General features: G+C 73.2%; 13 protein-coding genes. 7 read left to right on the top strand and 6 right to left on the bottom strand.

Annotated features, from left to right (window positions below; translation table 11 throughout):
• Positions 1–33: 33 nt before the first annotated feature.
• Positions 34–471 (bottom strand): OsmC family protein, encoded by a 438-nt coding sequence (locus ACFCY7_RS05125; protein ID WP_376481434.1) that lies wholly within the window; start codon positions 469–471, stop codon positions 34–36.
• 101 nt (positions 472–572) lie between these two features.
• On the bottom strand, positions 573–1,301 hold the full coding sequence (locus ACFCY7_RS05120; RefSeq protein ID WP_376481432.1) for a type 1 glutamine amidotransferase: 729 nt from the start codon (positions 1,299–1,301) through the stop codon (positions 573–575).
• Between the two features lie 342 nt (positions 1,302–1,643).
• On the opposite strand from ACFCY7_RS05120, the gene ACFCY7_RS05115 reads away from it, so the two are divergent.
• The 4 genes from ACFCY7_RS05115 to ACFCY7_RS05100 all read left to right on the top strand — a co-directional run bounded on the left by ACFCY7_RS05115 (position 1,644) and on the right by ACFCY7_RS05100 (position 5,419).
• The gene (locus ACFCY7_RS05115; protein WP_376481430.1) at positions 1,644–1,970 is read left to right on the top strand and encodes a hypothetical protein; all 327 of its coding nucleotides are present in this window, start codon (positions 1,644–1,646) and stop codon (positions 1,968–1,970) included.
• A gap of 58 nt (positions 1,971–2,028) precedes the next feature.
• Positions 2,029–4,413, top strand: coding sequence for a molybdopterin cofactor-binding domain-containing protein (locus ACFCY7_RS05110; RefSeq protein ID WP_376481428.1), 2,385 nt, complete (start codon positions 2,029–2,031; stop codon positions 4,411–4,413).
• A 14-nt stretch (positions 4,414–4,427) separates the two neighbouring features.
• Positions 4,428–4,907, top strand: a complete 480-nt coding sequence (locus ACFCY7_RS05105; RefSeq protein ID WP_376481427.1) for a (2Fe-2S)-binding protein — start codon at positions 4,428–4,430, stop codon at positions 4,905–4,907.
• An 80-nt stretch (positions 4,908–4,987) separates the two neighbouring features.
• Positions 4,988–5,419, top strand: a complete 432-nt coding sequence (locus tag ACFCY7_RS05100) for a MarR family winged helix-turn-helix transcriptional regulator (RefSeq protein WP_376481436.1) — start codon at positions 4,988–4,990, stop codon at positions 5,417–5,419.
• A 124-nt stretch (positions 5,420–5,543) separates the two neighbouring features.
• Here the strand turns inward: ACFCY7_RS05100 and ACFCY7_RS05095 are convergent, their stop codons facing one another.
• The gene (locus tag ACFCY7_RS05095) at positions 5,544–5,921 is read right to left on the bottom strand and encodes a MerR family transcriptional regulator (RefSeq protein WP_376481426.1); all 378 of its coding nucleotides are present in this window, start codon (positions 5,919–5,921) and stop codon (positions 5,544–5,546) included.
• Positions 5,922–5,985: 64 nt separating this feature from the next.
• On the opposite strand from ACFCY7_RS05095, the gene ACFCY7_RS05090 reads away from it, so the two are divergent.
• Positions 5,986–7,221 carry an MFS transporter gene (locus tag ACFCY7_RS05090; RefSeq protein ID WP_376481424.1) on the top strand — a complete coding sequence of 412 codons (1,236 nt, stop codon included), beginning with the start codon at positions 5,986–5,988 and terminating at the stop codon, positions 7,219–7,221.
• 85 nt (positions 7,222–7,306) lie between these two features.
• Here ACFCY7_RS05090 and ACFCY7_RS05085 read toward each other — a convergent pair whose 3' ends face one another.
• Genes ACFCY7_RS05085 through ACFCY7_RS05075 form a run of 3 tightly spaced genes read right to left on the bottom strand, consistent with a single transcriptional unit; the run spans position 7,307 to position 9,991 of the window.
• Entirely contained in the window at positions 7,307–8,146 is an 840-nt protein-coding gene (locus tag ACFCY7_RS05085) for a hypothetical protein (RefSeq protein WP_376481422.1), read from the bottom strand.
• Positions 8,146–9,417 (bottom strand): VWA domain-containing protein, encoded by a 1,272-nt coding sequence (locus ACFCY7_RS05080; protein WP_376481420.1) that lies wholly within the window; start codon positions 9,415–9,417, stop codon positions 8,146–8,148. Before ACFCY7_RS05080 ends, ACFCY7_RS05085 begins: the two co-directional genes overlap by 1 nt.
• A 37-nt stretch (positions 9,418–9,454) precedes the next feature.
• Positions 9,455–9,991 (bottom strand): hypothetical protein, encoded by a 537-nt coding sequence (locus ACFCY7_RS05075; RefSeq protein ID WP_376481438.1) that lies wholly within the window; start codon positions 9,989–9,991, stop codon positions 9,455–9,457.
• Between ACFCY7_RS05075 and ACFCY7_RS05070 the strand changes: the two genes are divergently transcribed.
• Both ACFCY7_RS05070 and ACFCY7_RS05065 read left to right on the top strand, forming a co-directional pair.
• A complete protein-coding gene (locus ACFCY7_RS05070) occupies positions 9,884–10,504 on the top strand; it encodes a peptidoglycan-binding protein (RefSeq protein ID WP_376481419.1) in 621 nt (206 codons plus the stop codon). The genes ACFCY7_RS05075 and ACFCY7_RS05070 overlap by 108 nt on opposite strands.
• A gap of 401 nt (positions 10,505–10,905) precedes the next feature.
• The gene (locus ACFCY7_RS05065; protein ID WP_376481417.1) at positions 10,906–11,361 is read left to right on the top strand and encodes a hypothetical protein; all 456 of its coding nucleotides are present in this window, start codon (positions 10,906–10,908) and stop codon (positions 11,359–11,361) included.
• Positions 11,362–11,394: the final 33 nt, after the last annotated feature.

Raw genomic sequence — 11,394 nt, 5'->3', positions numbered from 1 at the left:
GCCTTGTGAGGCGCGGCCAGGCGGGGGCGGGCGTCAGCCCTCGAAGCCGACCGTGCCGTCGGGCAGGATCGCCTCCACCCGGGCGCCGTGCTCGACGGTCCGGCTCACCGTGCAGAACTTCTCGTGCGTGAGGCGCACGCCGCGGGCGAACACCTCGGCCGCGCGCGGGTTGTTGTCCGGGAGGTCGAACTCGTAGCTGACCCTGATGCGCCCGATGCGGCCGTCGTCCTCGGGCCCCGACACCGACTCCACCACGATCCGCAGGTCGTCGTGGTCCACGGCCCGCGCGGTCCGGTCCACGACGAGGCCGCCGCAGCCGCCCATCGCGGCGAGCAGCAACTCGACCGGAGTGAACGAGGGCTGGGCGTCCGCGTCGTCCGCGGCGGCCATCCGCACCTCGGCGCCCCGGTCGTTGCGGGCGGTCCAGTTGCGGTACCCGGTGCGGACGGTCTCGATGCGGTAGTCGGCCATGACGGCGGTGCTCCTCGTGCTCGTACGGTACGGTCGCCGCCACGCAACCCCACCGCCCGCGCACCGCCAAGCGGACGCGCCGGACGCGCGCGGCGGCCCCGTCAGTATCCGTGGTCGCGGACGGCGACCGCACCGGCACGGGCTCGTACGACCGAACCCCACGCCTCCGCCACCGCGCCCCAGACCGTGCGGAGCACGGGCTCGGCGCGCCGTACGGAATCCACCGCCGCCTCCGGCGAACCGCCCGCCGCGCGGACGTCCTCGCCGTCGCCCGCCGCCCACTCCGCCACCGTCTCCGCGCCGACCTCGGGATGGAACTGCACCCCCCACCCCGCGCTTCCGACGCGGAAGGCCTGGACCGGGCAGTCGTCGCCGCCCAGGAGCGGTACGGCGCCGGGCGGCAGCGCGGCTATCTCGTCCCAGTGCCACTGCGCGGCCGGGGCGCCGTCCGGCACGCCGCCGAGCACCGGGTCCGCGGCGACGGCGGACAACCGGCGCACCGGTACGGCCCCCACCTCGGGTCCCTGGGGCCGTCGGGCGACCGAACCGCCCAGGGCATGGGCGAGGATCTGGCCGCCGAGACATATCCCGAGCAGCGGGACCTCGCCGGCCACGGCCTCGCGGACCAGCTCGCGGACCCGGGGGAGCCACGGCGCGGCCAGGTCGTCCTCGCAGTTGGCGGACCCGCCCAGGACCAGCAGCCCTGCGTGGCCGCCCAGCGACGCGGGGAGGGCCTCGCCCCGCCAGGCCCGCACCACGTCGAGACGGAGCCCTGCCCCCGCGAGGCGCTCGCCGACGAGGCCGGGCCCGGCCTCGCCCTCGTGCTCCACGACGAGGACGGCGGGCGCGGCGCCCAGGGCGTCCGGGGTGTCCGCCGTCGTTCTTACTGTCCCGGCTGTCCCGGCTGTCCCGGCTGTCCCGGCTGTGACAGTCGTGTGGGCTGTCGCAGTCGCCTCAGTCGCCTCAGTCGCCTCGATCGCCTCGGTCGTCATCGTCGTGCCCCTCCGTCGTCGTCACCCGGAACGCCTCGTCCGTTCGACCTCCCCGAGGATCTCCGATGAACCTCCGCCGCGGGACCCCCCGGAGCCGTCCCGCGCGGATGAGTAGCCCGCCGAACGCGCCTGAGTACGTCGACCGATACGCCGAGCGCCGCCCGCTGGTGGACTGGGGTCATGACTTCCGACGCCCGGCGCACCCGCTCCCTCCAGCACGTCACCGCCACCGGCACGGCCCTCGCGGTGGCCCTCGGCCCGCTGGTGATCGGTGCGCTGCTCGCCCGGTCGGTGGGAGGGGACCCGATGGTCTCCGTCAACGCCCTGATCGCGGGCGGCGGTCAGCGGGCCCGGATCTCCCGGGCGCAGCTCCGGTCGGGCGCGCGGATCGGCGCCCGGCGGCGGCCCCGGCTCCGCCGGGTGGCGTCCGGTCCGGGGACGCGGGGCGCGGCGGGACGGCGCCGACCTCTCCGAAGGGCTCCCGGAGCAACGGCGGATGAGCGATGATCCTCGCTGACGATACTCGGCAGTAGCAGGCCGGGGTCATGGCGAAAGGGCACACCGAATGGCGAGGCGGCACCCCGTGGGGGACGACCACACGAGCGACGCCGGGGACGGTGGCGCGGGCCCGGCCGGCGGGGGTGAACCCGGCATCGGCCGGCGTCGGTTCCTCGGGTACGTGCTGGCCGCGCCCACCCTCACCGTGGCGGCCCAGATCGGCGTCGAGGCGCTCGTGCCGCGCCAGGCGCAGGCCGCGGCTCCCGCGCTCGTGCCGTCGCTGCCGGGACCGGCCGAACTCCTCGACCTGAACGAGCTGCTGACGCTCGCGGCGCTGCCCACCAGCAACCTCATCACGATCCGGATCGACGCGGACGGCACGGCCCACTTCGCCCTGCCCCGGGCCGAGGTCGGCCAGGGCGTCACCACCTCCAGCGCCATGATCGTCGCCGAGGAGCTCGACCTGCCGCTGGACAAGGTGAAGGTCACCCTGGCCGACGCGCGGCCCGAACTGCTCTTCAACCAGCTGACCGGCGGCTCCAACACGACCTACTCCACCTACACCCCGATCCGGGTCGCCGCCGCGGTCGCGCGCGGCCGCCTCCTGCACGCCGCCTCGCTCGTCCTCGGCGAGGCCGTCTCCACCCTCACCACGAAGGCGGGCGCCGTCCTCTCCCCGGCGGGCGCGCTGCTCGGCTACGGCGACCTCGCCGCGAAGGCGGCCTCCGTCACCGACTCCGCGGTGGAGGTCACCCTCAAGGACCCGGCCCGCTTCCGTGTCGTCGGCACCGGTCAGCGGCGGGTGGACGCGCTCGAAGCGGTCACCGGGCGCAAGAAGTTCGCGATGGACCTCCAGGTCCCGGACGCCCTGCCCACCATGGTGTGCCGCCCGCCCACCATCAACGGCACGGTCCGCTCGGTGGCCAACCTCGCCGAGGTCCGGGCGATGCCCGGGGTCACCGACGTCGTCGCCGTCTCCACCGGCGTGGCCGTCCGCGCCCGCACCTTCGGCCAGTGCGTCGACGCCGTACGGGCGCTGAGCGTCGCCTGGGGACCCGGTACCGCCGAGGGCGCGTCCGACGCCACCGTCCTGGAGAAGCTGCGCCGGGCCGAACTGCCGCTGGTCGTCCCGGCCCTGCCGCTCCTGACGAAGGCGGTCGACGCCCGCTTCACCTTCCACTTCGCCAGCAACGCGGCTCTGGAGACCAACTGCGCCATCGCGGACGTCCGCGCGGACTCCGCGGAGATCTGGGCCTCGCTGAAGGCGCCGATCGTCGCCCAGGAGCAGATCGCCCTCAAGCTGGGCCTGCCGCCCACCGCCGTCCGCGTCCACGTCACCGAGGGCGGCGGCTCCTTCGGCCGCAAGCTGTTCTCCGACGCGGCCCAGGAGGCCGCCGAGATCTCCAAGGCCCTCGGCAAGCCCGTGAAGCTGATGTGGCACCGCACGGACGACTTCCGGCAGGGGCGTACGCACCCGATGTCCACGTCCCGGGTGCGGGCCACGTACGCGCTCGGCGAGGTCCTCACGTACGAGCAGCGGCACACGTCCGTCGCCACCGACTTCGGGCACGGCATCGGCGAGGTCCTGACGGCGGAGGCGGCCCGGCTGCCGGTTGCCGACGCCGCCTTCTCCCAGACGATGTTCCAGCTCACCCAGATCAGCCCCTACCACCTCGGCGTCACCACCCAGCTGCTCGCCGAGACGGACAAGGGCTTCAACACCGGCTCGATGCGCAACATCTACTCGCCCAACGTCCGCTGCGCGCAGGAACTCGTCATGGACGAACTGGCGAAGCGGATGGGCCAGGACGGGTACGCGCTGCGGCGCCGGCTCGTCAAGGACGCACGGGCCCGTGCCGTCCTGGACAAGGTCGCCGAGGTGGGGGAGTGGGGCCGGTCCATGCCGGCCGGGACGGCCCAGGGCATCGCCGTCCACACCGAGTACCACTCGGCCGTCGCGATCCTCGCCGAGATCGACTGCCGGCCGGAGACCGCCGGCCGCAAGGTCCCCAACGCGTACACCGGGCCGCGGGTGACCAAGGTGGTCTGCGCGGTCGACGTCGGCCTGGCGGTCAACCCGCGCGGACTCGAGGCCCAGATGATGGGCGGGATCGCCGACGGCATCGCGATCACCCTGACGTCCGGCCTCCACCTGCGTGACGGGCACTTCCTCGAAGGCAGCTGGGACCAGTACTTCTACACCCGGCAGTGGAACACCCCGCCCGAGCTGGAGATCATCGTCATGCCGCCGACCGGCGACAAGCCGGGCGGCGCGGGCGAGCTGGCCGTCGCCGGCGCGATGGCCGCCGTCGCCTGCGCGTACGGCCGGGCGACCGGCACGATGCCGACGGTCTTCCCGGTCAACCACGCGGAGCCGCTCGCGTTCACCCCCCTGCCGACCGTTCCGCCCGTCCCGGCCTCGCCCACCGACGGCCGCGACCGCACCATCTGAGAGCTGGAGTCCCCGTGCCGCAGCACACCTTCATCCTGAACGGCAAGGCCGTCACCGCCGACGTCGAAGGCGACGTCCGGCTCCTGTGGGTCCTCCGTGACGTCCTCGGCGTCACCGGCCCCAAGTACGGCTGCGGGGTCGGCGTCTGCCGGGCCTGTACGAGCCACCTCAACGGCAAGGCGTTCACGCCGTGCGCCGTGCGCGTCGACGACGTGGCCCCGACCGACGAGGTCACCACCATCGAGGGCCTCCCCGACACCGTCGGCAGCGAGCTCCACCCCATGCAGGAGGCCTGGCTCGACCTGGACGTCGCCCAGTGCGGCTACTGCCAGCCGGGCCAGATCATGACCGCGGTGGCGACCGTCCGCAAGGCGCGCGAGGCCGGCCGGGAGATCACCGAGGCCGACCTCGACGCCATCCGGAACATCTGCCGGTGCGGCACCTACCACCGCATCCGGCAGGCCGTCCTGGAGGGCGCTCAGCGGATGACCTGACCGGTAGTTCGTGCCACGAAGGCATTCTGTTCGTGCCACGAAGGTATTCTGTTCGCATGGCGAAGGACGATGGCGGGACGATGAGCGTGGTGACCGCCCTGGTGCGCGGCGCCTTCCTGGTGAACGCGGTCTACGCGGACGCGGGCCGGGAGTACGGGCTGACGCCGCAGCAGGGCCAGTTGCTCTGCGTGCTGATGCCCGGCCCGTCCGGGATGGGCGAGCTCGGCACCAAGCTGGGGCTCGCCAAGTCCAGCCTGACGGGCCTGGTGGACCGCACCTCCCGCCTCGGCTTCGTCCACCGCGAGCCGGACCCGGAGGACCGCAGGGCCGTGCGGGTGGCGCTCACCGAGGAAGGGGAGCGGATCGCCCGGGACTTCTACACGGAGACCTGCCGCCGCGTCGAGGAGCTGCCCGCGGGGCTCGGGGCCCCCGAGCGCGCGCAGTTGGCCGCCCTGCTCGGCCGGGTCGTCCAGGACAACGAGGTGCCCGTCGTCTTCGTCGACCCCGCCTGAGCTTCCCGGGCGCCTCACGCGGGGCGGGCACACCCGTGCCGAAGAGTTCGGCGAAGCGGCCGGTGAACAGGTCGTTCCCCTTGTACTCGGCTTGTACTCGGCGACCGGTCCGAAGGGGGCTCGGCTACGGCGATCCCGCCGTCAGCTTCTCCCGCACCGCGTCCAGGTACTCGGCCACCGCGTCCCTGTTCCGGGTCAGGCAGCGGATCCGGTCGGTCATCCGGTCCCGCTCGTCCTCCAGCGTCGCCAGCATCTCCGGGGTCGCGTCGGGGAAGTGGATGGTCCTCGGCTTGTTCAGGCAGGGCAGGATCTGCTTGATGATCCGGGTCGGCAGGCCGGCGTCGAGCAGTCCCCGGATCTGCATCACCCGGTCGACGTTCGACAGGTCGTAGACGCGGTAGCCGTTCGGCAGCCGGTCCGCGACGATGAGGCCCTGCTCCTCGTAGTAGCGCAGGAGTCTGCGCGGTGTTCCGGTCCGCTCGGACAGCTCGCCGATCCGCATGGGAAGCCCCCTCCGGGCAATCGCTTGACCCTCACACCGATGTGAGGGTTCGAGCATACGGAGCATGAGCCACGACACGACAGCGGCGGCCGGTCCGGCGACCCGCGCGCCCGCACACGACGAACACCGCCCGACCTCCGCCCGGTTGCCGCTCCCCGCCCTGCTCGCCCTCGCCACCGCCGTCTTCGTCACCAGCCTCACCGAGACGCTCCCCGCCGGCCTCCTGCCCGCCATGAGCGCCGGACTCGGCGTCGGCGAGGCCGCGGCGGGCCAGTCGGTCACCGTCTACGCCCTCGGCACGGCCCTCACCGCCATCCCGCTCGCCGCCCGGACCGCCGGATGGCGCCGCAAGCGCCTGCTCCTCACCTCGGTCGCCGGCTTCGCCGCCGCCAACACGGTCACCGCCGCCTCCTCCTCGTACGCGCTCACCCTGGGCGCCCGGTTCCTCGCCGGCGTCGCCGCGGGCGTCGCCTGGGCCCTGCTCGCCGGATACGCCCGCCGGATCGCGCCCGCACACCTCCAGGGCCGCGCGGTCGCCGTCGCGATGACCGGGATCCCGCTCGCGCTCTCCCTCGGCGTGCCGGCCGGCACCTTCCTCGGCGAGGCCGTCGGCTGGCGGACCGCCTTCACCGCGATGACCGTGATCGCCGCCGGGCTCCTCGGCTGGATCGCCCTCGCCGTCCCCGACCTGCCCGGCGAACCGCGCGGAGCCCGAGCCCCCGCCGCGCGGACCCTCAAGGTCCCCGGCGTCCTCCCCGTCCTCGCCGTCACCTTCGTCCTCGTCCTCGCCCACACCGTGCTCTACACCTACGTCGCCGCCTACCTCGGCCACATCGGCCTCGGCGGCTCCACCGGACTGGTCCTGCTCGTCTTCGGCGCCGCCTCGCTCGCCGGCATCGGGGTGACCGGCCGTCACATCGACCGCAGGCTCCGGGCCCTGACCCTCGCCGGCACGCTCCTCGTCGCCGTCGCGGCCGCCGCCCTCGCCGTACCGGCCGGGAGCACCGCCCTGGTCCTCGTCGCCGCCGCCCTGTGGGGGCTCGGCTGGGGCGGGGCGCCGACCCTGCTGCAGACGGCCGTCGCCGAAGCGGGCGGGGACGCCGCCGACACCGCCCAGACGATGCTGGTCAGCCTCTGGAACGCGGCCATGGCGGCCGGCGGCCTCGCGGGCGGCCTCCTCCTCGACCTGCTCGGCGCCGGCGCCCTGCCCTGGAGCGTGCTCCTCCTGCTCGTGCCCGTGGTCGCCGTGGTCGCCGGCGCCCGGGCCCACGGCTTCCCCGCCCGGCGCCGTCCCGCCTGACCGGCGGCCCCGCCCGAGCACGCCGGCGGAAAGGGCGCAGGCCCCCACCGTGGACGGTGGGGGCCTGCGCCGCGTACGGGACCGGTCAGACGGCCGGCGGGACGCGGGGCGGACGACCGGTGCCGCGCGTCAGCACGTATCCGCCGATGCCGGCCAGCGCGGCGAGGACGCCGCCCGCGGCCGTCCAGAGCCAGCGGTCGGACCACCAGCCGGAGGACCAGCCGTCCTCCGGGGCCGCGGCCTCGACGGCGGTGCGCCGGCCCGCCTCCTCGTCCGCCTCCGCCTGGTCGGCGGTGGTCGCCCCGGGCACGAGCGGCGCGCCGAGCGAACCGTCGCTCGCGTAGGCGCCGCCCTTGTCGAGCGTGTCGACGCCGATCCGCGCCGTGAACGGCTGCCCGAGGTCCTCCTCCGGCAGCCCGGTGACGGTCAGCCGGACGTAGTAGCTGCCCGGCAGCGGGTCGTTCGCCCACGCGTCGGCCGACGCGCGCACCGGCCGCAGCACACAGGCCAGCTCGGCGGTCGCGGCCTCCGGCGCCGCCGCACGGGACTGCATCCCGTACATGCACGGCTGCCGCCGCCGCAGCCCGTCGTACACGTCGATCCGCCAGGTGGCGGCCCCGTGCCGCAGGGCCGCTTCGGGCAGGGTCACCGTCGCCCGGACGGTGGACCGCTGCCCGGTGTCCGCCGGGAACACCCAGTACAGGTAGTCACCCGTCGCGGCCTGCGCGGTGGCCTGCTGCCCCGGGAGGAACCGGGCGGCGGTGCGGAACGTGGTCCCGGCCTCCGTCGGCCCCGCCCCCGAGCCCGCGCTCGCGCTCGGATCCGGCGTGGCGGAAGGGGAGTCGGCCAGGGCGGCGGGACCCGCGAGACCGAGCAGGGCGGCGCCCGCGAGCGCGGCCGTGGCGAGCATGCGTACGGTACGCATCAGTGGGTCCTCCAGACAGCGACGCGCCAGCGGGACAGCCAACCCCAGACCAGACCGGCCAGGAACCCGACGAGCACCAGCGCGCCGAGCAGCCACCAGCCGCGACCGAGACCGAACGAGGCCACGTCCGACGCGGTCGACGGACCGTCGACGACGTCCACCGTCAGTTCGATGGGCATGCCCGGCGTGGTCTTCACCGACGGCGGAGCGGAGAAGGAGTTGCTGACCTGGAGGCAGACGGTCTCGGCCGCCGGCTTGGCGTCCCCGGGGCCGTCGTCGAGGTCCGGCTTCGGGTAGCGCAGACCGGTCGAGACGACGTCCGTCCGCCCGTCGCCCGCCTCGGAGCCGCGGACGATCTCGCGACCGTGGAGGGTGACGGCCCGCAGCAGCACGCCGTAGTCGTTGTTGACCGCCCGGTCGGCGGACACGCTGACGGAGGCGCGCAGCTCCTGGCCGGGCAGCAGGTCCACCCGGTACCAGCGGTGCTCGCCGAAGGACTCGCGGTCCGTGTACAGGCCGGGCTTGAGCTGCGGGGCCTTGTCGCACCGCCCCGCGCCCTGCGTGGCCACCGGGGTGACGACCGGGTCGGCCGCGCGGTCCACCAGCTGGCGGACGCGGCGGGAGAGGTCCTCGGTGCGGTGGATGGAGGTGTACGTGCCTCCGGTCGCCTCCGCGATGCAGGTGAGCTGCTGCCGGGTCTTGGCGTCCGGCACCAGGCCCAGGGTGTCGATGACGAGGTGGATGCCCTTCGCCGCGATCTCCCGCGCCACCTGGCAGGGGTCGAGCGGGGCGCAGGTGTCCTCGCCGTCGGTGATGAGCACGATCCGCTTGGTCGCCCCGTCGTCGCCGAGGTCGTCGGCCGCGCCGAGCAGCGCGGGGCCTATCGGCGTCCAGCCCGTCGGGGCCAGGGTGGCCACCGCGGTCTTGGCCTCGGTCCGGTCGAGCGGCCCGACCGGGTACAGCTGCCGGGTGTCCTTGCAGCCCCGCTTGCGGTCCTGGCCCGGGTAGTCGGCGCCGAGGGTGCGGATGCCGAGCCTGACCTCCTCGGGGACCGCGTCGAGGACCTCGTTGAAGGCCTGCTTGGCCGCGGCCATGCGCGACTGGCCGTCGATGTCCTTGGCCCGCATCGAGCCGCTGACGTCGAGGACCAGCTCGACCTTGGGTGATTCCTTCGCCGGCTCGTCGGCGGCCGCGCCCGTCGGCAGGAGCGCGACGCTCAGGGCGGCGAGCAGCGCGCAGGCCCCGGTCGCCAACCGTTTTCTCGTGATCATCGCCGGATCGTATTGATGATTCTCCGACAAACCCAAATCACGTCTGGCTGTTGAGGAACCCGATCAGGCAGGCGCCCCACCAACCGGCCTGGCTGACGGTCGCCGCCAGGCCCGAGCGGACGAGCAGCCGCCGGGGAACGGCGGTGCTGCGGTGGGCTTCCAGGAGCTGGCCGAGCCGGTGCGCCCAGAGGCCGTTGACGGTGACGGCGACGACGAGCCCCAGCTTGACCAGGGTCAGCGGGGAGTGGAGGTCGGGGCGGAGGAAGAGCCCGGAGACGACGAGTCCGCCCAGACCTGCCCAGATCGGGGTCTGCAGGGCGACGGCGGTGTCGAGGACGCCGGCGAGCGGCCGCTTGCCCGTCAGCCACAGGACGGCGAACCAGTCGACGGCCAGGACCGAGCCGAGCCCGACGACGAGGAACGCCACGTGCAGGAATCGCGCCACGGTCAGCAGGGAGGCGTCCACGTGGACGTGTCCCGAGCTCCAGCAGGCCGCCGCTATCCCGGCGGTGGCGGCGAGCCCGAGGGCGGTGAGGAGCCAGGAAGGGGTGAGCTCCTGCGCGGTTCTGGACATGCAGTGATCTTTCGGACGTCAGGACGACATTTCTTAGGTAAGGCGAAGCTAAGTGTCGTCCGTGTGCACGTCAAGCCGGTGTGTTCCACGTCCCAATCGGCGAACCGGCCCGTCCGCCCGGTCCGGCTGCCCCGTCCGCCGGCCGGTCAGCAACGCCTCCTGAACGCCCACGTGCCGGACCTCCAGGCCCTCGCGGTCGACGGGAGGTTCGGCCCCGTCACGGAGCAGCACGTCCGCAAGTTCCAAACCCGCCTCGCCATCACCGTCGACGGCATCGTCGGCCCTCAGACGGGGGGGCGCACTCACGCGCTGAGCGAGCCTCTCGCCCAGACCCGGGGAGGGGGCCGCCTCACTCGTGGACGACGACGGCCTCCAAGGCCCAGGGCGAAGAACGTCCAGCCGTCGACCTCGGGGGAGTCCCTTTCCGCTGAGGCGGGAGGCGCTGGAGAGCGGACACGTCGGCGGTCGACATGTCTGCTACGTCCTCGACGAGTGAACCCAATGAGTTTCTGATCAACAGGACAAGCTGCGCGGTGTCCGGGCCGGAGCGACGCCTTGAAGATCTGGACGTCGGACGCACCCTCACCCTGCTCGCAGAGCGCCTTGTACGTCTCTGGCGCCGGTTGGCCACGGCCCCGGCCCCGCGCTGACTCGCTCGACCCGGCATGGAATCTCACCCACGCATTCGCATTCATTGACCGATCCACTTTGGATCGCATCCATCATTGAATCGTGCGCGAAATGCGCAATCCTGCCGACTTGCGATCAGGATTGCGGAGTGCTGCCCTGGAATGGGCAGGGGTAAAGGCGAAATGATCCGGCCCGAATGAGTGGCGTTCAGCCGAAGTAGGGGGAGCAGCGCGTCGTGTGACGACGGGATTCCCCGCGCTGTGACCCGCTATCGGAGGTTCACGATGACACAGGTCTCTTCTGCCCGCATTCCACTGCGCCAGATCATGGCCGTGCTCTTGACGGCCGCCCTGACGCTCTCCCTCTCGGTGGTGCTCACCGTCACCTCGACGAAAGAAGCAGCCGCCTCGTGCTCCGCCAGCCGGTTCAACGGAACGTGGCGCTCGTCCGACGCGAGGCTGAAGCGTATCGACGTATGGCAGGGAGAGGACTGCCACCTGTACGCCAGAGCCTGGTCCGTCTGCGAGAACGACTCGTCGCATATCTGCAGCTGGGGAAACAGGAGAATGGGAGACAGCCCCGAGCCGAACTTCCAGTTCGTCGGATACAACTGGAGCAACGCCGATGAGGTGCTGCACCTGCGGATGAAGGACAGGTCTCACCTCTCGGTGTGGGACAGCACCGACTACCACAACGGTAAGAAGGTCAGCTTCACGGTCGCGATGTACAAGAGCCGTTGAGCCCGCGAAGGGCAGCGACTCTGCCCGCGCCGC

Source organism: Streptomyces sp. NPDC056361 (genome assembly GCF_042262805.1).
Taxonomy (GTDB): domain Bacteria; phylum Actinomycetota; class Actinomycetes; order Streptomycetales; family Streptomycetaceae; genus Streptomyces.
The sequence above is the reverse complement of the archived record's forward strand: the minus strand, read 5'-3'. Positions and strand labels throughout refer to the sequence as shown.